The organism is Xenorhabdus stockiae, from assembly GCF_002632825.1.
Lineage (GTDB): Bacteria > Pseudomonadota > Gammaproteobacteria > Enterobacterales > Enterobacteriaceae > Xenorhabdus > Xenorhabdus stockiae.
Window position 1 is genome coordinate 73152 of sequence record NZ_NJAJ01000017.1, and the last position, 21091, is coordinate 94242.

Genomic DNA, 21091 nt, shown 5'->3' on the forward strand with positions numbered 1-21091 from the left:
TATTTTTTTAGCCTGATTTTTAATCATTTTTCATACATATCGCGTTTAAAAGAGAATTTTTATGCCTTGGATACAACTGAGATTAAACACCACGGGACAACAAGCTGAATCACTCGGTGATGAACTCGTGGAAAGTGGCGCAGTGTCCGTTACCTTTCAGGACAGCCACGATACGCCAATTTTTGAACCTCTGCCGGGAGAAACCCGCTTATGGGGAGATACCGATGTCATTGGCCTGTATGATGCAGAAACCGATATGAAAGCTGTTGTTAGCCAACTGGAGCAGGTTCCCCAGCTGGGTAAAGGTTTTCTCCACAAAATTGAACAGCTGGAAGATAAAGACTGGGAGCGCGAGTGGATGGACAACTTCCACCCAATGCGTTTTGGTAACCGCCTGTGGATCTGCCCAAGCTGGCGGGAAGTTCCTGAACCGGATGCTGTTAACGTTATGCTGGATCCGGGACTGGCTTTCGGAACCGGAACACACCCAACCACCTCTCTTTGCCTACAATGGCTGGATGGCCTTGACCTGCAAGGTAAAACTGTCATCGACTTCGGCTGTGGTTCCGGCATTCTGGCTATTGCAGCCCTGAAGCTAGGAGCTAAACATGCTATCGGCATTGATATCGACCCTCAGGCAATTCAGGCGAGCCGGGATAATGCAGAACGTAATGGCGTTTCTGAGCTGCTGACACTCTATCTGTCTAAAGATCAACCTGACAATTTAGAATGTGATGTTGCTATCGCCAACATTCTGGCTGGCCCGCTGCGTGAACTGGCTCCTGTTATCGGCTCGTTACCAAAATCTGGTGGATTATTAGGCTTGTCCGGTGTACTGGCAAGTCAGGCTGAAGGTGTTGCTGAAGCCTATAGCAATGAATTCATTATCGATCCAATCGCTGAACAAGAAGAATGGTGCCGCATTACCGGGGTTAAAAAATAATCAACAAACTACTATTGAAAAACAGGATTATCCACTAAAATGATCCTCTGGGGGACAAATTGGTGGTAATACATACTATTTGTCATGAGAAATATAGGTAACAATAAATTTCGTCAAAAATACGTAACTTAATGTTATTAAAGGATAAATAGAAAAGTTTGAAAAAATCAACTGGAAAAATTCCGTTAAAATACCGTTTCGCTCAAAGTTTGGCCTTTCATATCTTGTGAAAAATGCGTAATATACGCGCCCTTAGTCACAGTTGGCCACTCTTTCTTCGCCTATGCGTATCGGACAATACCAGTTGAAAAACTGTCTTATTGCAGCCCCTATGGCTGGCATAACGGATCGCCCGTTTCGATCACTATGCTACACCATGGGTGCAGGTATGACAGTCTCAGAGATGCTTTCTTCCAACCCTCAGGTCTGGAAGACGGATAAATCCCGGCTACGTATGGTTCATCGCGACGAACCCGGAGTGCGTTCTGTACAGATTGCCGGTAGTGATCCCGATGAAATGGCAGCGGCGGCGAAAATCAACGTCGACAATGGTGCTCAGATCATCGATATCAATATGGGGTGCCCAGCCAAGAAGGTTAATCGTAAATTGGCAGGCTCAGCATTACTGCGTTATCCAGAACTGGTTCAAAAAATCCTTTCTGCGGTAGTCAATGCGGTTGATGTACCTGTTACATTGAAGATCCGTACAGGATGGTCACCGGAAGAACGTAACTGTGTAGAAATTGCCCAATTGGCTGAACGTTGTGGTATTCAGGCGCTTACCATTCATGGCAGGACTCGTTCTTGCCTGTTTAATGGTGAAGCCGAGTATGACAACATTCGGACAGTTAAGCAGACTGTTGCCATTCCAATTATTGCTAATGGCGACATTACTGACCCGCTAAAAGCCAGAGCAGTGCTTGAATACACCGGGGCTGATGCCCTGATGATAGGCCGCGCTGCTCAGGGAAGACCCTGGATCTTTCGGGAAATCCAGCATTATCTGGAAACAGGAGAACTGCTGCCACCGATGCCCCTTGGCGAGGTGCAGCGTTTAATGAACGAGCATGTACGAGAATTGCACGACTTTTACGGTCAAGGCAAAGGAGTTCGTATTGCACGTAAGCATGTATCTTGGTATCTCAAGGAACATGCTCCTGATGACCAGTTTCGGCGCTCATTCAACGCCATTGAGGATGCCAGCGAACAGCTGGAGGTGTTGGAAGCATACTTCGAAAATTTTTGCGTAAATAAAGAAAAGAGCTGACAGAACTATGTTCGAACAACGCGTAAATTCTGACGTACTAACCGTTGCTACTGTAAATTCACAAGATCAGGTAACTCAAAAACCTCTGCGTGACTCAGTTAAACAAGCACTGAAGAACTATTTTGCTCAACTGAATGGTCAAGACGTCAATGACCTGTATGAGCTGGTACTGGCTGAAGTAGAGCAACCACTGTTGGACATGGTGATGCAATACACCCGTGGTAACCAAACCCGCGCAGCGCTGATGATGGGAATCAACCGCGGTACTCTGCGTAAGAAACTGAAAAAATACGGCATGAACTAATCCTAGTCTAGTAACTTGCTGTTGAAGAAGCACTTTCTCTTTTGGGGAAGTGCTTTTTTCTTTTTTGTTTATACAAATGTTTATACAAATGTTTATACATGGAAAAATGTTTATATTCGCTAAGTATGAGCAAGTAGGCAGAGGGAAAACCTGGAAGCAAATAAAAAGCTATGAGAACAAAAAAGTTTCTTTTTATCTCAGTACGTTAAGGTGTCAGATAGTGATTTCTTGCTATATAAACAGGTACTACATCTTCAAGAATCTTTATCAGCTGTGGATCCATAGAGATAATCATCTGGAATATCGAGAACATGGATCGGCTTAGATTTAAGCAAATGGGAAAATGCAGCTTTTAACCGATTTTTATGCTTCTGTTCCATGACACAAATAATATCAGCCCAACAAATAAGATCAGGTGTCACCTGCTTTTTAGCATTACTGCTTGTACCAGCAGATCGAACAGACCAATTTACATCATTACGCCATATTTGCTCTGCTGTCGGGCTACGCCATTGATTGCGACTACAAATAAATAAAATATGCATAAATCCTTATAATTAATCTTTAAGAGCATTCAGCGTTAACTTGGATTCGCCTATTATCCATATCTCCCTTGTTTTATTAAGTCCGGCAGACGCTAATAGTACGGAAAGGAAGTAGCCAATAATAAAATTTCAGTTTATCGCTATTTCATTAAAAAATCAGTGGGTAAAACATAATTAATTGGTATTATTAATATAATTAGTTATTTCTTTTACATTAGTAAAATATAAATTTTACTATTAGAATAATGAACTTAATTAAGAACACACTAACTCTCATTTCTACTCTTCCTATATCAGATAGTTTATCATCCAATTAAAGCCATAAAAAAATAATTTTAATTTTATAATACAGATAGGTTTCGATTACTCATTCAGGATATTATTTTTATGTCAGATAAATTAATAGACACATGGATTGAATTGCATAATTCAACATCAGAAGAGCAAAAGGGAAAACTTTTTATTGAGTTTTTAAATCTATTTCATTCCTCAGATTTTTGGCTTATCAGCCCCGTTTCTGAGGAGAAAGGCGCCTACTCGTTTTCGATAAAGGAAGATCCTGAGTTTCATTTCAGACCTTATATTGTTGCTTACCTTTCGGAAGAAAACCCGGCTTCATGGCATAATGCAGAATCTATCGATAATAACCCTGACAACCTTCATCAATTCGGTGCGGAATATTTGTACTATCTTATTGATGAGTTTCAATGTGATCTCGTTATCTACAATGGTGATAATTACATTATCTTTGATCAAGATACACTGACACATATAAAAAATTCGGCACAAACTGCAGATGATATACCAGAGGAAAGAAACGAAATATATCTCCCTCATAATCCACAGCCTTTTTTAACCTCTGATTGGGGCGTGATACTGGGTGCTCCCTATGCCTACTTTAATGGATGGAATTGTAATGATTATTCTCCAGAAGAAGATGACGCTGGCTTGTCATCAGCCTGGGGAATTGAAAATCGGCAAGATTTAGTTTTTCAGTTATTTAAACTAATGGTTAACGGGCATGCTGCTGATTATTACAAAATGCGAGATGAACTCAGTGAATTATCAAAACCGGAATTTGATGAAATTTTAGCGGGCATTCAGCAAAGTGATATGAATGCATACGATAAGCAAGAAATCATCTGGCGTTATACCATGATGTATGACAATGAAAACGATATTCAAAATATCCAATATTTGGCATGGGACTATGTTCGTTTCAGTATGTTGTGCCTGAACGGATGCAAACTGCAATATATCACGGAAAAGGAAGCTAAAAACTGGACGCTCATGCTCGCCCCACTGTTACGAATGGTTTATAGCGGATGGGACGATCTGTGGTACCACTTTGCGCTCACACGCTGGTTTTGGGCATCCACTGATGAAGGCTGGGCTGAATGCCAGTCTGAGTATATTGGTATTATCCGTGCATTGCTGAATGATCCGAATAGCCCAACAGTTGCGATCAATTGGAATAGCGAGTTACCGCCAATCGAAACTCATTCATTTGCTCAGGCACTAACTGAAGTTTTAGCCGAACAAAATCCAGATGCTGAGGTTAATTTTCATGAAGTGCATGATGCTATTAGAGAACAAGTCAGGGCTGATGAGCCATAAGCCGTCAAAAACCTGTTGCTATCTGCGTTCACTGATTATGCAATCCACTTCGATAACCATATGAGTATAAACGCCAGCACTATCTAGCTGGCGTAATTTTGCTCTAAATTATCGCATCTTATTACTATCCCAAATAAATATTTAATTCTGGTGAACGTATTACCTCTCAAATGTCACTATTGATATTTCATGCAGATATTCTGAATTAGATGGGATGAAAACAAATTAAGTGGCGATAAATCAATCAGCACATGCCGTTAGGTGAGAAAATTATCAGCTATTAAATAAGGTTTATTTTTCAGCTTATATAATAGGCTGAATTAGATAATCTTCACCATCTCTTCATACAAAAGTCTTAATTATATTAATATGCGCATTGTCAGATGACGAGATAGAAATCAGTGTCTTTTACTTACTTTCACTCAATTTTATGAGGAAAGCTCTAAATAAACAGCTTTTCTAACAATTGAGTCTATAAAGTAAACACGCGTAATTAAATAAAAAATATCCCACTTGCACTAATAAACTTAATGCATTGATTTTATTTAAAAAATCAAACAACAGCATAGAGTCACTGATAAAAAAACGAACTGTATCTGAAATGTTCAAAAATGCGAGTAAACTGAAATTTTATGCGAAATAAAAGTCAATTTAGTGGAAAAGGTTTTTATAAGTAATATTTACTAAGTAAAATTTTTTAATTTGGCAATAATCATACAATGAAATGTTCAAATATATTTATTTAACCAAAATCTGTAAAATTTTATTAAAAAACAAAACATTTTATACCAAACTGTAAACATAATCCTATATAACATTACTTAAGTCAAATTTCATTACATATCAAATAACATTCCACTTAATTTATTATAATATATGAACTTTTTTTGTTATTCACATATTTAATCCCTTTCAAATAGTATTAATGATAACAAATTGTTAATTATCATAACTCAATAGCACCCAAATTAACCAGAATTAATATTACATCATCCTTTCATATACAGAACTTAATTCTATACCATATAGATAATGTAGATTATAAATCCAAACCAAACAGTTTGGTATATTTTGTTTAGTTTCTAACCTTAGAAAGCTTCTATAAAACTCAAAAATATGCCAAATAATGGCGATTTGTTTATAAAAAATTATATTATTGGATTTTTATATATTAATTTAATTAAAATTCAATATGTTATGAATATAAAAATAACAAACTTAACGTTTTAAGGCCTGTTCATTATTCCTCATATGAGAAGAACGGAGTGTTGTTTTGCTCAATGACCTCAATGACGAGGAAAAGCAGTTGCAAGAAGCAAGGTAATAACAAAATAGAGAAACGTGGTTTGCATCATGGAAGAGTATACCTTGCCTCAGTAAAGGTTCTGTTTTTTACAAGACGTTAATAAAAAAGGTTATTTCAGTAAAAAAAACAAGGCGCATGTCGGAAAACAAAACGGCGAATCAGGTGTAACAATAGGCATACCATGAACGATGGTAAATCCGTCAGGGTATTTCCTATGTCGTGCACAATGACGATGGAAAACTGAGTCATTTTTAAGCTCCAAGGCAATTATCCTTGATAACGCCATAACTTACTGATTTAAAGATGAAAGGATAAGATATGGAAGAAGATGCAAACCTATTAGTCGGGCAAAGAATTCAACAAAAAAGGAAGGAGTTAGGGATCACGGCAACTGCCTTAGCGAAACAAATTGGTATCAGCCAGCAACAACTTTCGCGTTATGAAAGAGGAACCAATCGAATTAATATTACTCATTTAGTTGCCATTTGTAACGAATTGGAAACTCATGTTTCCTGGTTCTTTGAAGACTGTTTTGAAGAAGAGAGCAAGGAAGGCATTGTTAATAAACTTGATACTCAATATATTCCCATTGCTGAAACAATTATAGGAAAAAATGGTTGTTAGATGGGGAATATCCCACCGTCAGAAGCCTGCCAGCCCGCACTAAACTGAAAAATATGTGGGCTTCTGACCCTACTGAGTACTTATTCACTTTCTCAATCGCCGCCTTCTTTTTTATGTGCACGAGCGATGTACCAAACCGATGCAATGTTACGAGCCAATACATGCAGATTGTCAGTACTGTCAGCTAAAGCATCAGCGAGAGTGCAAACTTCAGGGATAATAGAAAATACAGCTGTCAGCCCATGTTGATGGACAACATCATAATCTTTACTCATTCCTCCCACTAATGCGATAACAGGTATACCGAATTTGTTGGCTATGCGTGCAACACCAATAGGTGTTTTTCCGTATATAGTCTGGCTGTCCATATGCCCTTCACCAGTAATAACCAAGTCTGCGCCCTGAATTGCTTTTTCCAGCTTCAGAGTATCAAGGACAATTTCAACACCCGACTGTAATTCTGCGTTTAAACAACCGAGTAAAGAAGCTCCCATACCGCCGGCAGCACCAGCTCCGGCAGCATTAAGCACATCAATTCCTGTTACTGTTTTAATTTTCATCCCGTAATGGAGCAAAGCTGAATCCAGTATATTAATCATTTCTGATGTCGCTCCTTTTTGCGGGCCAAATACCGCAGATGCTCCTGATTCACCACATAGCGGGTTAGTGACATCACAGGCGACTGTAATTTCTAACTGACTGAGACGAGGATCAAGGTTTGTGAGATTAATGCTTTCCAAACGTGTCAACGCAACTCCGCCAAAGGGTAAAGGACGATTATCGCCATCCGTTAAATTTGCCCCAAGTGCCTGCATCATTCCTGCACCACCGTCATTGGTTGCGCTACCACCAATACCTAAAATCAGCTTTTCAACGCCATGATCCAAGGCCGCCAGAATTAGCTCCCCCGTACCATAGCTCGTCGTTATCAGAGGATTACGTTGTGCCAGTGGCACCAGATGCAGGCCTGAAGCGGCAGCCATTTCAATCACTGCGGTTTTTCCATCACCCAGTAATCCCCAAAAAGCCTCAACAGATTGCCCCAGAGGATCAGTGACTGTACATGTGAATCTTTTTCCTCCTGTCGCAGCCACCATTGATTCTACCGTGCCTTCTCCACCATCAGCCATTGGCAACTTGATGTAATCAGCCTGCGGAATAATTTCCCTAAACCCCCGCTCTATCACTTCCGCTACCTGCATTGCACTTAAACTTTCCTTAAATGAATCCGGAGCAATTACAATTTTCATAATAATTTCTCTCTCCTTCAATTTATCTAACCCGAAAAACCAAATACGCCAAAGATTAAGGTTGAGATAAAGGCAATAGTTAAGCCCACCAGCGTTTCATATGGCAATAATTTCAGGCGTTCGTGTAACTGCATATATACACTGCCTCCTGTCGCATGGAAAAAACTGCCGTGTGGCAGCTGATCCAGTACGATAGCACCTGCATGTAACATCGCAGCTCCCGCTAATGCACTGATGCCTAAATCGAGTAGCGTAGGTGCAAAAACCGCCGAAGCAACGGCTGTACCCGCAGTGGTGGATGCCGTTGTCATTGACATTAACGCCCCTGAAACCGGAGCCAGTAAATAGGCTGGCAGACCTGATGCTGTTATCCCGTGGATCAATATTTCTTTCAGTTCAGAATTAGCGATGATGCCTGCCAGTGTCCCCGTCCCTAATAGCATGATAGCTATAGGAGACATGCGGCTCAGCCCTGAGAGAATAAAGCGATTTGATTGACGCCAATGCCCCATAATAATAGCACCAGCCAATCCTCCTACAGGTAATGCTATTAAAGGGTCAATAGTGATATCAGCAACCGGGCGCAAAGCCAGCAAAAAGATGGCAATGGCAGGAGCCGAAATTGCAGCCATAAAAGAGGGAAGAGACTCTTGTGCGGTCATTGTCAGCTCTTCGCTTCTGACCTTATACCCCCGAGTTATCACTCTTCCTGAAAGATAGTAAGCCATTACTAACCCGAATAGCCCGGGGAGAATACCTGCGACCATCAACGATGTTAAAGGTACATGAAAAGCTTCTGATGCAGCAATCGTATTTGGATTGGGAGACATGACGTTTCCGGCTTTACCTCCTCCAATCATGGCAAGTAAAATCGACATCTTTGATAAATCAGCCCGATGGGCGATTGCCAAAGCAATCGGTGCAACGGTAATGATTGCAACATCAATAAATACACCAACGGCTGTTAATAGCATTGTTGCAATTGCTAAAGCCAATAAGACCCGTTTGCCGCCTGCCTTACGTACAATAGTTTCAGCTATGGTACTGGCTGCACCAGATTCAATCAGCACACCAGCCAGAACACCCGCTGCCAATATACGTAAGACAGCATTGGTCATCCCTTGTGCCCCTGTGACCATCAAATTGACGGTCTGTATCAGATCTGCACCCCCGATCAAACCGCCAACCAGTGCACCGACCATCATGCCATAAACAGGAGAAACTTTTCTTAATATCAGAATGATAGAAACAAACAATGCAGCAATAGCACCAATAGCAGAAACAGTCGTCATCTTGTCATTATCCCCAATGACTTCATTATGAGCTGAAGCCGAAAGATTACTATACACTTCGTCTTTCAAGTTGCCTCTTTGTTGGCTGCACTCGTTCACCCCAGTCACATAGTTATCTATGCTCCTAGGGATTACTGAGAAGCTCCTGCCTCTCACCGAAGGCCAGCCTTTGGCTGGGCAAATTCGTTCCCGACGAATTTGTCTCTCCCTTGCTGCCGCGACGCATCTTGAAATCCATTGTGTATATACGCATAACTCATTTATATAAATAACGCGCATAAAAAAAGCGATAACTAAATTATCGCCTTTTAATCTGCTATTGCATGCGTTCAGCATAAATATATATCGTTCATGCTCAGCTAGCTGTGTGTAAATTACGCTTCAATCGCCATTCGTAACTTTTTCATGGCGTTTTTTTCCAGCTGACGAACCCGTTCAGCGGATACACCGTATTTATCTGCCAGTTCCTGCAAAGTCGATTTGTTGTCATCATCCAGCCAACGGGAGCGGATAATATCCTGACTACGTTCATCCAGCTTTTCCATTGCTACAGTAAGTTTATCCGCAGCATGGTTTTCCCAATTGTCTTCTTCAATGCCATCGGCAAAATCAGACGCTTTATCCTGCAAATACAGTACCGGAGCTGGCGGGCTGTCACTGTCGTCATCAGATGGCATATCAAATGCCATATCCTGCGCCGACATACGAGACTCCATCTCCAGAACATCTTTGCTGGTCACCCCTAATTCTTTGGCAACCAAATCAACTTCATCCTGACTGAACCAGCCCAGACGCTGTTTAGCCTTGCGCAAATTGAAGAATAACTTACGCTGCGCTTTTGTCGTTGCAACTTTCACAATACGCCAGTTACGCAGTACGTATTCATGGATTTCTGCCTTAATCCAGTGAACAGCAAAAGACACCAGGCGTACGCCCACTTCCGGATTAAATCGACGAACCGCTTTCATCAGGCCGATATTGCCTTCCTGAATTAAATCCGCCTGCGGCAAACCATAACCAGCATAACTGCGAGCAACATGAACAACGAAGCGCAGGTGAGACAGAATCAGCTGTTTTGCTGCATCCAGATCTCCCTGGTAATGCAGCCTTTCTGCCAGTTCCTTCTCTTCTTCTGCAGAGAGCATAGGATAAGCATTGGAAGCACGGATGTACCCTTCCAAACTCCCTTGCGGAACTAATGCCAAAGTTTGCATTTCTTTTGTCATTCAAATTCTCTCAAACTAAATTAGTGGTCTTTTAAACTTTCCTGAATCAACCTATTAGATTTTTCAGGCCAAAGATGAGTCTATTTTACCATCGTGAGGAGCACATTCAAATTATCTGCATTGTATGCCCACACATACAAAGTATACAAAACAATAACAGTTTCTTCGACTATGATTAAGCCCAAAAGTTCACCATAAGTCCAACAAAAGTGTTCTATTCAGGCCTGAAACGACGCAAATGCTGGACAGTCGCAAACCATGCTGCAATCCAACCAATCATACCTGAAATCAGTACCAGTAATAGTGATTCATCCCAACCCAGACCGTATAACTTGAAAGTGGTGCCGAAAACGCTGGCAACGTCAGTGACAACACTGGAAAGTTTCCAGACTAGCAGGTACGAAAGAAGCAGTGAAAGGATCGCTCCCAGTATTCCCAGTAATGCCCCTCCATTGAGAAAAGGCCGAAGGATAAACCCATCCGTTGCCCCTATCAGTTTCATGACATTAATCGTTTCACGACGACTGAAAATACTTAAACGCACACTGTTACCAATCACCAGAAGCAGCGCAACGACCATCAGCCCCCCTATTACCGCAGCAATCCGGCCAATAAGGTCAGCCAGTGCCGTCAGCCGGGCAAACCAGCCGTCATCCATTCTGACTTCTTCGATACCTTTTAGCTGTGCAACACGATCACGTAATGTCGTCAGTGCCTGTGAATTCTGAAAATCCAGTTTAGGGGAGACAATCGCTACCGCTGGCAACGGATTTTCCTCCAGCATATCTAAGGCACTGGCAAACCCTGACCAGGCGCGAAATTCATTCACGGCCTCCTCACGGGACAGATAGTTCACTGACTTCACGCCATCCATTGTTTTTAGCTCTTCAATCAGCTGGTTAGAGCTGATGTCATTCAGTGATTTATCCAGATACACCGTGAGTTGTGGTACGGGATACCATTGTTCCACCGCCTGATTAACGTTTTTCCAGACGATGTAAAATACACTCGGTAATGTCAGCGAGATAGCTATCACCATGATGGTGAGCAAAGTCGCCAGTGGCTGGAATAACATATCAGACAAAGTGCTTTTCCATGCATAACGTGACTGTACGCGCCATCCTCCTTTCAGCGATTTGGAACGGGATTTGGGAGAAATCGTTTTCTTCGTTGAATGACGGGCAGGCTTAGCCATGATGCTCTCCTTGCATACGTCCCTGATTCAGGGTCAGGATACGATAATTCCTGCGCTCAATAAGAGCGGTGTCATGCGTCGCCATAAGAACCGTCGTACCGACCCGGTTGAATTGTTCAAACAAGCGCATAATACCCTCAGATAGTTCACCATCCAGATTCCCCGTCGGCTCATCCGCCAGCAGGACGGTGGGTTTATTCACAACAGCGCGGGCAATACCAACACGCTGTTGTTCCCCTCCGGATAGCTGAATCGGGAAATTTTTCGCTTTGTCCAGTAGGCCAACCTTATCCAGCGCCGCTGATACCCGCCGACGAATATCTTCAGTACTGGCACCTGAGATAATCAATGGCATTGCGACATTATCGTACACAGTGCGATCCAACAGCAGATGGTGATCCTGAAAAATCATACCGATCTGACGGCGTAAGAATGGGATCTCACGGGTTTTCAATCGGCTGACATCATGCCCACCAAACCAGATATAACCAGCACTCGGGCGCTCTATGCCACAAATAAGTTTCAGAAGCGTACTTTTCCCCGCTCCTGAATGACCGGTTAAAAATGCCATTTCTCCCGGACGAAGGTGGAAATCCACCCCTTGTAGTGCCTGCCGTCCTCCCAGATAGGCTTTACTGACCTGTTCAAAGCGAATCATTGATAGTTAATCCTCCCGGGTAAAAAGAGCCTCTATAAAATCGTCAGCCTTAAATGGACGGAGATCCTCAATACCTTCCCCCACACCAATATAGCGGATCGGAATTTCGAATTGGTCCGCAATGGCGAAAATCACGCCACCTTTTGCAGTTCCATCCAATTTGGTCAGTGAAATACCGGTCAAACCAACTGCTTCATGGAATAGTTTAGCCTGACTGACTGCATTTTGACCTGTGCTCGCATCCAAAGTCAGCATAATTTCATGCGGAGCTTCTTCATCCAGCTTTTTCATTACCCGCACGATTTTTTTCAGCTCTTCCATCAAATGCGCTTTATTCTGTAAACGTCCTGCGGTATCTGCAATCAGGACATCAACACCTTTAGCTTTAGCTGATTGAATAGCATCGAAAATGACGGAAGCCGGATCGGCACCGGTATGCTGGGCAACTACCGGGATTTTGTTGCGCTCACCCCAAACCTGCAATTGTTCCACCGCTGCTGCGCGGAAAGTGTCACCCGCAGCCAGCATGACGGTTTTACCCTGAGATTGGTATTGGCGAGCCAATTTACCAATTGTCGTCGTTTTACCAACGCCATTCACACCAACCATCAAAATGACATAAGGTGATTTACCCTCAACCTCCAGTGGTTTATCAACCTTAGCCAGAATACCCGACATTTCTTCTTTGAGTTTTACGTATAACGCTTCCGCATCTTTCAATTCTTTACGGCTGGCGTGAGTTGTCAAATTGTTAATGATCTTGCGAGTTGTTTCGACACCAACATCAGCAATCAGTAACTGTTCTTCCAGTTCTTCAAATAGATCATCATCAATTTTCTTACCACGGAATAATCCTAAAAATCCGGCACCCAAATTCTGGCGGGTTTTTACCAGACTTTTTTTCAGACGAGCAAAAAAACCTTCTTTAGTCGGACGTTCCTGCTCTTTAGATAAGGAGGTCTGTTCTTCAGCCTGACGGGCTGCTTCTTCCGCCAAACGTTGTTGTTCCGCTTCTGCTGCCGCCTGACGCACCGCTTCTTCCGCCAAACGTTGCTGTTCCGCTTCTGCCGCCGCCTGACGCGCCGCTTCTTCGGCTAAACGCTGTTGTTCCGCTTCTGCTGCCGCCTGACGCGCCGCTTCTTCCGCTAAACGCTGTTGTTCCGCTTCTGCTGCCGCCTGACGCGCCGCTTCTTCCGCTAAACGCTGTTGTTCCGCTTCTGCCGCCGCCTGACGCACCGCTTCTTCCGCTAAACGTTGTTGTTCCGCTTCTGCCGCCGCCTGACGCGCCGCTTCTTCCGTCAAACGTTGCTGTTCCGCTTCTGCCGCTGCCTGACGCGCCGCTTCTTCCGCCAAACGTTGCTGTTCCGCGTCTGCTGCCGCCTGACGCGCCGCTTCTTCCGCTAAACGTTGTTGTTCCGCTTCTGCCGCCGCCTGACGCGCCGCTTCTTCCGCTAAACGTTGTTGTTCCGCTTCTGCTGCCGCCTGACGCGCCGCTTCTTCCGCTAAACGTTGTTGTTCCGCTTCTGCCGCCGCCTGACGCGCCGCTTCTTCCGCTAAACGTTGTTGTTCCGCTTCTGCTGCCGCCTGACGCGCCGCTTCTTCCGCTAAACGTTGTTGTTCCGCTTCTGCCGCCGCCTGACGCGCCGCTTCTTCCGCTAAACGTTGTTGTTCCGCTTCTGCTGCCGCCTGACGCGCCGCTTCTTCCGCTAAACGTTGTTGTTCCGCTTCTGCCGCCGCCTGACGCGCCGCTTCTTCCGCTAAACGTTGTTGTTCCGCTTCTGCCGCTGCCTGACGCACCGCTTCTTCCGCTAAACGCTGTTGTTCCGATTCTGCTGCCGCCTGACGCGCCGCTTCTTCCGCTAAACGCTGTTGTTCCGCTTCTGCTGCCGCCTGACGCGCCGCTTCTTCCGCCAAACGTTGCTGTTCCGCTTCTGCTGCCGCCTGACGCGCCGCTTCTTCAGCTAAACGCTGCTGTTCCGCTTCTGCCGCTGCCAGCTTTTCTTGTTCAATTTGTTCTTCTTGTTGTTGCTTCTTTTCCTGACGACCAAGTCCGAACCAAGAGAAGAAACCTCTTTTTTTTTCTTTTGCCATCGGCCACTACACTCCTCGCGGTTAATTATGGCGTTATCACAACCTACACCAGAAACTGACTGGAATTACCTTTATTTCAGGCCATCAGTTCTTATCGGGATAAGTCAAGAACTCAGACCAATAGACGCTATACTCTTCATATTTCAAGTTGCCTCTTTGTTGTCTGTGACATAAATTGAAATCTGTTAGGTCTCTATTTTAACAATTACGCCTACAGAGATAGGTTCTAATGGTGATAAAATCCAGTCTAACATTTTCATCTCACCACAACACATATTCTATTGAGGATTTCGTGGTAAATTAATCAATGGGTTTCCTGATCCTCGTCTTTTTATTCACCATCAAGGCCTGATAAGCAGTAGATAATATTACGGCGATGACAAATAATTAATTTATGTAACTATGACTAAAAAACCACAGCGCTCGTCTTTAGGGCAAATTCGTATTATTGGCGGAAAATGGCGCGGAAGAAAATTACCGGTTCCTGATAGTGAAGGGCTGCGTCCGACAACCGATCGTGTCCGAGAAACTCTGTTCAACTGGTTAATGCCCGTCATTCAGGGGGCTGATTGTCTGGATTGTTTTTCCGGCAGCGGAGCGCTCGGATTTGAAGCGTTATCACGTTATGCAAACAGTGCCACTTTGATTGAGTACGATCGTAATGTAGCAAAACAGCTATCGAATAATTTAGCGCTACTGAAAGCAGACAACGGCAAGGTGATACAAAACAATACGCTACAACATCTCAATCAGGCCGGAACGCCCTTTGATATCATTTTCCTTGACCCACCATTTCGGAAAGGAATGCTGGAAGAAACCATCAACTTGCTGGAAACTAACGGATGGCTGGCTAAGGAAAGCTGGGTTTATGTCGAAGCAGAATCTGAATCTGCCGCGACAGCAGTCCCTGCAAACTGGCACTTACACCGGGAAAAGATTGCCGGTCAGGTTGCATACAGGTTATATATTCGCCGCCAGTAAATGACGGTCTGGCTATTTAAATACAATTCTGGAGTCAATGATGTTTATCCAATTGGGAAGAGCAATTATGGTTTGTGTCTGGGGGATTATGATCCTAAATCTGGTTCAACCCTTCCCTAAGCCATTAAAGTATTTTATGGATATCGCTATGGTTTTTACTGTAGTCATGCATGCTTTCCAACTTTTGTTGTTAAAACACTCTCAGCCGAAAGACCAAAAACTTTCTGGCTGGTTGCAAACTAAGATCTTCTTTTTCGGGGTATTTGAGCTATTGTCATGGCAGAAAAAAACCCGTCTGGAAAAAAAATAATACCTTCATTTTCCCGGTAAATAACAAGTAGTACTCAACAGCAACTCCCCAGCCATATGAGCAACAATGTGACTGGGGCAGATACCACAAAAAGTGGTCTTCCCGTTTATTACGCCAAACTTACGCCACACGATTACTCATTGACGTACATTCCTTTTGATAATAAAACGTTACCTTCTCGTTAATATAGAATTAAAGTTGGTACTCTCGCTTTATCCCCATCATAAACAGCAATTCCTGATAAAACAGGCGCTGAACATTTAAGGAAAGGAAAAATATGAGTTGGCCATTTCTTGCTGTGTTCTTCTCTGGATGGTTATATATTGATGCCGCCTATCGTGGTATCAAATGGCAGCAATGGGTGTTCTATCCGGTCACGATGCTGCTTCTGCTATTATGGGCATTTCAGGCTCCAAACCTTGAAGTTTCAGGTTACCTGATTATTGCAGGCCTTATCACCGCCCTGCTTTCTGACTCACTCCGAATGCTCCCCAGTAAGTATTTACTATTCTCATTTGTCGCGCTATTTCTGAGTTATTTGCTCTATACCATCAGCTTCGCCCTGCATATGAGTTTCCATTTATTCTTTCCACTGCCATTAATTCTATTGGTAGTAGGTATTGTAGTGATGCTGGTTATCTGGAGCCGTCTGGATCAATTACGCTGGCGGGTGCTGGATACCTGGGTTATGGTTCTCATCATGGTTTGGGTTGCCGGAGAACAATATTTTGCGCTCGGTAATGAAAGCCGTCTCTCAGCTATGGTCGGAGCAATTCTGTTACTTCTCGCACACAGTATCAGCATGATTAGCCAATACCGTTTTCCTTTTAAACTCTCAAAAGCAATCGTAGCTTCCTGCCGTTTTATCGGGCACTTTTTGATTATCCGTTCACTGATTATTTAAATCATTGCTTTATTCTCATCCTAAGTGAGACGTTGACATCAACGCCTCACTTCAATACCCAGATATTATTGCCATTTTTCCCAATTACAACGCTGTCTGCTACATTGCAGATCCCATCGCTAATAGCACAATTCATCAAAATAATTGCTTTTTTTATTTGACTCTGGAGTGAACTCTAAAGTGTAGAGTTAATGGTAATCAACCTGAATAAACATCATTGAGAGGCCATTATGTTCTCTATTTCCAAAAAACATAAACAATCGCAGCGTGGCTCTATCTCGTCCCCCAAAAGGGCCTTGCAGGGTTCTTCCAGCATAAGAAATGAAAGTAAGCAATCTCGTACACGTGATACAAAGCATCAACATTCCCATAGTCATGCCCACTCCCATAATAAAAGCCATTCGCATGATCATCATGGCGGAAGTTGCTCGCATACTCACGCACACCCTGTACAGGATACAGCTCCCGCTGAACTGACTGCCAGACAGCGTTTTAACTGGATTATTCAGGGTATGGATTGCCCAAGTTGTGCAGGCAAAATCGAAAATGCAGTGAAAAGACTGGATAAAGTTAAACAGGTCAAGGTGTTATTTACTACCGAAAAGCTGGTTGTGGATGCGGATTCAGATATTCGGAGTGATGTCGTCAGGGCGGTGAAGCAAGCGGGTTTTGAAATCAAAGAAACCGATTCAACATCTAAACTGCCACCAGCAACCAGCCTCTGGAAAACATTCTCTCCGATTCTCCTTCTTGCGGTACTGATGGCCGCTAGCGGGGTCATCGCTAAAATGAGTGCTCCTGCCGGAAAAATCGCCTTCATCATAACGGTCTTGATTGGGTTATATCCTATCGCGGTCAAAGCCATCAGGTTGTTCCGTTCCGGATCTTTCTTTGCCATTGAAACATTGATGACCGTAGCAGCTATCGGTGCATTGTTCATCAATGCTACTTCAGAAGCCGCAATGGTAATTTTACTGTTCAAGTTAGGCGAAATCTTAGAAGGTTATGCCGCAGGTCGTGCTCGAAGAGGTGTCAGCGCTCTGATGGCACTGGTTCCCGAACAGGCACTACTTGTCAAAGATGGCATCAAGAAAAAGGTTCCTGCCGCTGAATTGCGTCCGGGAGACATTATTGAAATCGCTCCGGGTGCTCGTTTACCTACAGATGCCGAACTTCTTAACTCGTTTGCCAGTTTCGATGAAAGTGCTCTGACGGGAGAATCTGTCCCTGTTGAACGCCAGCAAGGGGAAAAAGTCGCAGCCGGTTGTCTTTCGATTGATAGATCCGTGCAAATGCAGGTTGTTTCTGAACCGGGACACAATGCCATTGATCGCATCCTACAGTTAATTGAAGAAGCTGAAGAACGCCGTGCTCCGATTGAGCGTTTTATTGATAAATTCAGCCGCATCTATATGCCACTGATTATCCTGCTCTCGGCACTTGTTATCGTGATACCTCCCCTGTTTTTCGCCGAACCGTGGGATATGTGGATCTATCGCGGTCTTACCCTGCTATTGATTGGCTGCCCTTGTGCACTGGTTATTTCAACGCCTGCTGCTATTACTTCCGCACTCGCCGCTGCCACTCGCCGTGGTGCACTTATCAAAGGCGGTGCAGCATTAGAGCAACTCGGCAGCATCACCACGATTGCACTGGATAAAACCGGTACACTGACTGAAGGAAAGCCTCAGGTTACGAATGTTGAACCCGTGGAAAATATCAGTGTGGAAACATTACTGGCATTAGCGGGTTCGGTAGAAAGTGGTTCTCATCATCCGCTGGCAAAAGCCATTCTTAATGAAGCGGAAAATAAAGGTGTAACGGTTGTCGAAGCAGAGAACCGTAAAGCTCTTGCCGGTATTGGAATTGAAGGTCAGTTATCAGGGCAGAAGATACTGGTTTCTGCTCCCGGTCGGCTTTCTGAAAATGTTTTATCACCACAATGGAAACAGCGGGTTATTGAACTGGAAGACAGCGGTAAAACAACCGTTGCCATTGTTCAGGATGGGCGGTTTATTGGCCTGATTGCCATGCAGGATACTTTGCGTCAGGATGCCATTGAAGCTATCCAGTCTCTGAAGCGTCAAGGCGTCAATGCGGTGATGCTAACAGGCGATAATCCCCGGGCAGCGGCAGCTATTGCAGACCAGTTGGATATTGATTACCGGGCCGGATTGCTACCGGAAGACAAAGTCACTGCGGTTATGCAGCTTAATGAAAAACACAAAACGATGATGGTCGGTGATGGTATTAACGATGCACCGGCAATGAAAGCATCAAGTATTGGGGTCGCGATGGGAAGCGGTACGGATGTTGCGCTGGAAACAGCTGATGCCGCACTGACTCATAACCGGCTGACTGGTCTGGCGGAAATTATTACTCTGTCACGGGCAACACACTACAATATTCGTCAGAATATCACTATCGCATTAGGCTTGAAGGCTATATTCCTTATCACCAGTTTACTGGGGATTACAGGGTTGTGGATGGCAGTGTTAGCGGATTCAGGAGCTACAGCGCTGGTGACAGCGAATGCTATCCGTCTGCTGCGCATCAAAACAAGAAACAATAAATAATTTCTCTGCATGAATACTCCCTCACTCAAATATGAGTGGGGGATATGTAATTAACTCAGAAATACTTTGAAAGTTCATGAAATAGTTTATGAGTAACTTTCTAATTATTTTTATTTCCCCTCATATTATTCCATTTTTAATCTACTTGAGTTCACAACTTGTTTATTAAAAAGCACACTTCTTTTTTCGTCTCGAAAATAAAGATAGCGAACCAATCAGGTATATTTCACACTCTTTTATCCACACCCGCCCGGTGGTTGTGGCCAAACCACCGGGCTATTAATTATTGAACAATACTCTCCAGATTACTGGCAAATATTTTGTGTATGTATCAAGATTTATTATAAAAAAACGCCGGAATACAGATTATTCCTTTAATACTCTTATTTGATTGCAACTTAATGTAATCAGAAAATTATCAGCATCCTTTTCTAAAAGACATCCTTTACCCAAAGAGTATTATAATAGCCACGTAGGCTTTCAGGCTGTTATTGATAAAATATTTAACAGGCCAATAATAGATAAAACAAATTGAAAAGGTGCTAAGGCGCACCTTTTCAAAATAAGACTACAGTTACTCAAGATTGCTATTAAGACAAAAGGAAATATGGTACTTAGTGAGGTGATAAGATTTCCAAGTCCCACATTGATAAGCTTAGCACGGGTTTATATTTCTACCAGTTTATTAAGCAATCTTTTAATTTTTTTTGATTAGATACCGATAAGGCGTTTCCGCTGTCTCATGAGCAAGCAGAGTATGTTCCATAAAACGACAAAAACCGGGAATATCACGAGTCGTCGCCGGATCATCCGCAACGATCAATAAAGTCTGCCCGACATCCATGTGACGGACAGTTTTACGTACCATCATTACCGGCTCTGGGCAGCGTAATCCCTGTGTATCAAGGGTTTTATCAGGGTTGGCAAAAACATCAGACATAACAATCTCTGTAGGTTCAAACAATCTATAGCGGTGGATTATATTACATATTCACCTCAATCACCGCATTTTGAAATCCATTGAGTATATTACTCAACCCGCGTATGATGCTTCTCTCCTGATAATTCAGGGAAATTTGTTTCTGGGTTCCCTCACCCCATCCAGCAAAAAGGTACAATATGTTTCAACTTACTAAGCAGCAGAAAGCTTCGGCTTTAATCTGGCTTTCGCTGTTTCATATTCTGATTATTACTTCCAGTAACTATCTGGTGCAATTGCCTATTTCTATTTTTCGTCTTCATACCACCTGGGGAGCATTCACCTTTCCCTTTATCTTTCTGGCAACAGATTTAACCGTACGTATTTATGGTGCACCATTAGCACGCCGAATAATTATGACGGTCATGCTTCCGGCTCTGATTATTTCTTACTTCATCTCTGCGCTATTTTTTCAGGGATCATGGCAGGGTTTTTCGGCCTTAGGAACGTTTAATCTGTTTGTTGCCCGCATTGCAACAGCAAGTTTTATGGCTTATGTTCTCGGTCAGATATTAGATGTCGGTGTGTTCAACCGTCTGCGTCAGAACCAGCGTTGGTGGATGGCACCGGCAGCGGCCATGTTTTTCGGTAATATGCTTGATACTCTGGCCTTTTTCTTTATCGCTTTTTATCGCAGCAGCGATGCCTTTATGGCAACTCACTGGGTAGAAATCGCGTTAGTGGATTATGCATTTAAGCTGTTTATTTGTATGCTCTTCTTCCTACCGGCTTATGGCATCTTACTGAACCTTATCTTGAAATTCTTTTTCTCTCACTCATCAGATAAGGCACTGGCACAGACCCGCTAAAACGACATTGCGCCCTGAGCTAATCAGGGTGCTGATCGCCTTTCAGCTTTTCCTCACAAATCGTGCATTTCCTGCTTTTACAGATAACCTACGGGTATGTTTTGTCGTATAGTGTTGGCGGACAGGCAAACACACACTTTTATTCGAAACGACTGATAACCTGTCACATACCGATGCTATTAACAGGTTATGTTGAGTTTCCAGTGAAGAAGGA

At 43.4% G+C, this 21091-nt stretch carries 17 protein-coding genes and 1 pseudogene; 10 read left to right on the top strand and 8 right to left on the bottom strand.

Going from position 1 to position 21091, the window contains the following annotated elements:
- Window positions 1-61 precede the first annotated feature (61 nt).
- From prmA to fis, 3 genes are all read left to right on the top strand, one after another.
- Entirely contained in the window at window positions 62-943 is an 882-nt protein-coding gene (gene prmA, locus Xsto_RS10570) for a 50S ribosomal protein L11 methyltransferase (protein WP_099125036.1), read from the top strand.
- A 283-nt stretch (window positions 944-1226) separates the two neighbouring features.
- Entirely contained in the window at window positions 1227-2210 is a 984-nt protein-coding gene (dusB, locus tag Xsto_RS10575; protein ID WP_099125037.1) for a tRNA dihydrouridine synthase DusB, read from the top strand.
- 7 nt (window positions 2211-2217) lie between these two features.
- Complete coding sequence (gene fis / locus Xsto_RS10580) at window positions 2218-2514, top strand: DNA-binding transcriptional regulator Fis (protein WP_010847912.1); 297 nt, start codon at window positions 2218-2220, stop codon at window positions 2512-2514.
- A gap of 205 nt (window positions 2515-2719) precedes the next feature.
- On the opposite strand, the pseudogene Xsto_RS10585 reads toward fis, so the two are convergent.
- Window positions 2720-3059: pseudogene (locus tag Xsto_RS10585) on the bottom strand (low molecular weight protein tyrosine phosphatase family protein).
- Between the two features lie 387 nt (window positions 3060-3446).
- On the opposite strand from Xsto_RS10585, the gene Xsto_RS10590 reads away from it, so the two are divergent.
- Window positions 3447-4676, top strand: a complete 1230-nt coding sequence (locus tag Xsto_RS10590; protein WP_099125038.1) for a DUF1266 domain-containing protein — start codon at window positions 3447-3449, stop codon at window positions 4674-4676.
- Between the two features lie 1624 nt (window positions 4677-6300).
- Window positions 6301-6606, top strand: a complete 306-nt coding sequence (locus Xsto_RS10595; protein ID WP_099109614.1) for a helix-turn-helix domain-containing protein — start codon at window positions 6301-6303, stop codon at window positions 6604-6606.
- 92 nt (window positions 6607-6698) lie between these two features.
- On the opposite strand, the gene Xsto_RS10600 is transcribed toward Xsto_RS10595, so the two are convergent.
- From Xsto_RS10600 to ftsY, 6 genes are all read right to left on the bottom strand, one after another.
- Complete coding sequence (locus Xsto_RS10600) at window positions 6699-7856, bottom strand: glycerate kinase (RefSeq protein ID WP_099125039.1); 1158 nt, start codon at window positions 7854-7856, stop codon at window positions 6699-6701.
- A 26-nt stretch (window positions 7857-7882) separates the two neighbouring features.
- Window positions 7883-9148, bottom strand: a complete 1266-nt coding sequence (locus Xsto_RS10605; RefSeq protein WP_099125050.1) for a GntP family permease — start codon at window positions 9146-9148, stop codon at window positions 7883-7885.
- Between the two features lie 374 nt (window positions 9149-9522).
- Window positions 9523-10374, bottom strand: coding sequence for an RNA polymerase sigma factor RpoH (gene rpoH, locus Xsto_RS10610; RefSeq protein ID WP_099122781.1), 852 nt, complete (start codon window positions 10372-10374; stop codon window positions 9523-9525).
- Window positions 10375-10588: 214 nt separating this feature from the next.
- Window positions 10589-11569: a permease-like cell division protein FtsX gene (gene ftsX / locus Xsto_RS10615; RefSeq protein WP_099125040.1), complete on the bottom strand. Its 981-nt coding sequence runs from the start codon at window positions 11567-11569 to the stop codon at window positions 10589-10591.
- Window positions 11562-12227: a cell division ATP-binding protein FtsE gene (ftsE, locus tag Xsto_RS10620; protein ID WP_099109610.1), complete on the bottom strand. Its 666-nt coding sequence runs from the start codon at window positions 12225-12227 to the stop codon at window positions 11562-11564. The genes ftsX and ftsE overlap by 8 nt, the downstream gene beginning before the upstream one ends.
- 6 nt (window positions 12228-12233) lie before the next feature.
- Entirely contained in the window at window positions 12234-14318 is a 2085-nt protein-coding gene (ftsY, locus tag Xsto_RS10625; protein ID WP_099125041.1) for a signal recognition particle-docking protein FtsY, read from the bottom strand.
- A gap of 402 nt (window positions 14319-14720) precedes the next feature.
- Here ftsY and rsmD point away from each other — a divergent pair, with 402 nt between their 5' ends.
- The 4 genes from rsmD (at window position 14721) to Xsto_RS10645 (ending at window position 19089) form a co-directional block, all read left to right on the top strand.
- Window positions 14721-15299, top strand: a complete 579-nt coding sequence (gene rsmD, locus Xsto_RS10630) for a 16S rRNA (guanine(966)-N(2))-methyltransferase (RefSeq protein WP_099125042.1) — start codon at window positions 14721-14723, stop codon at window positions 15297-15299.
- A 40-nt stretch (window positions 15300-15339) separates the two neighbouring features.
- Complete coding sequence (locus tag Xsto_RS10635; RefSeq protein WP_099122777.1) at window positions 15340-15609, top strand: DUF1145 family protein; 270 nt, start codon at window positions 15340-15342, stop codon at window positions 15607-15609.
- A 277-nt stretch (window positions 15610-15886) separates the two neighbouring features.
- Window positions 15887-16513, top strand: coding sequence for a lysoplasmalogenase (locus Xsto_RS10640; RefSeq protein WP_099125043.1), 627 nt, complete (start codon window positions 15887-15889; stop codon window positions 16511-16513).
- A 230-nt stretch (window positions 16514-16743) separates the two neighbouring features.
- The gene (locus Xsto_RS10645; RefSeq protein WP_099125044.1) at window positions 16744-19089 is read left to right on the top strand and encodes a zinc/cadmium/mercury/lead-transporting ATPase; all 2346 of its coding nucleotides are present in this window, start codon (window positions 16744-16746) and stop codon (window positions 19087-19089) included.
- Between the two features lie 697 nt (window positions 19090-19786).
- Here Xsto_RS10645 and tusA read toward each other — a convergent pair.
- Window positions 19787-20029: a sulfurtransferase TusA gene (gene tusA, locus Xsto_RS10650; protein ID WP_099109604.1), complete on the bottom strand. Its 243-nt coding sequence runs from the start codon at window positions 20027-20029 to the stop codon at window positions 19787-19789.
- A 179-nt stretch (window positions 20030-20208) separates the two neighbouring features.
- On the opposite strand from tusA, the gene Xsto_RS10655 reads away from it, so the two are divergent.
- Window positions 20209-20877, top strand: coding sequence for a 7-cyano-7-deazaguanine/7-aminomethyl-7-deazaguanine transporter (locus Xsto_RS10655; RefSeq protein ID WP_099109603.1), 669 nt, complete (start codon window positions 20209-20211; stop codon window positions 20875-20877).
- The last annotated feature ends 214 nt before the right edge of the window (window positions 20878-21091 follow it).

Coding starts and splice junctions, on each gene's coding strand:
- prmA (WP_099125036.1), top strand. CDS start 62: ATGCCTTGGATACAACTGAGATTAAACACCACGGGACAACAAGCTGAA.
- dusB (WP_099125037.1), top strand. CDS start 1,227: ATGCGTATCGGACAATACCAGTTGAAAAACTGTCTTATTGCAGCCCCT.
- fis (WP_010847912.1), top strand. CDS start 2,218: ATGTTCGAACAACGCGTAAATTCTGACGTACTAACCGTTGCTACTGTA.
- Xsto_RS10590 (WP_099125038.1), top strand. CDS start 3,447: ATGTCAGATAAATTAATAGACACATGGATTGAATTGCATAATTCAACA.
- Xsto_RS10595 (WP_099109614.1), top strand. CDS start 6,301: ATGGAAGAAGATGCAAACCTATTAGTCGGGCAAAGAATTCAACAAAAA.
- Xsto_RS10600 (WP_099125039.1), bottom strand. CDS start 7,856: ATGAAAATTGTAATTGCTCCGGATTCATTTAAGGAAAGTTTAAGTGCA.
- Xsto_RS10605 (WP_099125050.1), bottom strand. CDS start 9,148: ATGACGACTGTTTCTGCTATTGGTGCTATTGCTGCATTGTTTGTTTCT.
- rpoH (WP_099122781.1), bottom strand. CDS start 10,374: ATGACAAAAGAAATGCAAACTTTGGCATTAGTTCCGCAAGGGAGTTTG.
- ftsX (WP_099125040.1), bottom strand. CDS start 11,569: ATGGCTAAGCCTGCCCGTCATTCAACGAAGAAAACGATTTCTCCCAAA.
- ftsE (WP_099109610.1), bottom strand. CDS start 12,227: ATGATTCGCTTTGAACAGGTCAGTAAAGCCTATCTGGGAGGACGGCAG.
- ftsY (WP_099125041.1), bottom strand. CDS start 14,318: ATGGCAAAAGAAAAAAAAAGAGGTTTCTTCTCTTGGTTCGGACTTGGT.
- rsmD (WP_099125042.1), top strand. CDS start 14,721: ATGACTAAAAAACCACAGCGCTCGTCTTTAGGGCAAATTCGTATTATT.
- Xsto_RS10635 (WP_099122777.1), top strand. CDS start 15,340: ATGTTTATCCAATTGGGAAGAGCAATTATGGTTTGTGTCTGGGGGATT.
- Xsto_RS10640 (WP_099125043.1), top strand. CDS start 15,887: ATGAGTTGGCCATTTCTTGCTGTGTTCTTCTCTGGATGGTTATATATT.
- Xsto_RS10645 (WP_099125044.1), top strand. CDS start 16,744: ATGTTCTCTATTTCCAAAAAACATAAACAATCGCAGCGTGGCTCTATC.
- tusA (WP_099109604.1), bottom strand. CDS start 20,029: ATGTCTGATGTTTTTGCCAACCCTGATAAAACCCTTGATACACAGGGA.
- Xsto_RS10655 (WP_099109603.1), top strand. CDS start 20,209: ATGTTTCAACTTACTAAGCAGCAGAAAGCTTCGGCTTTAATCTGGCTT.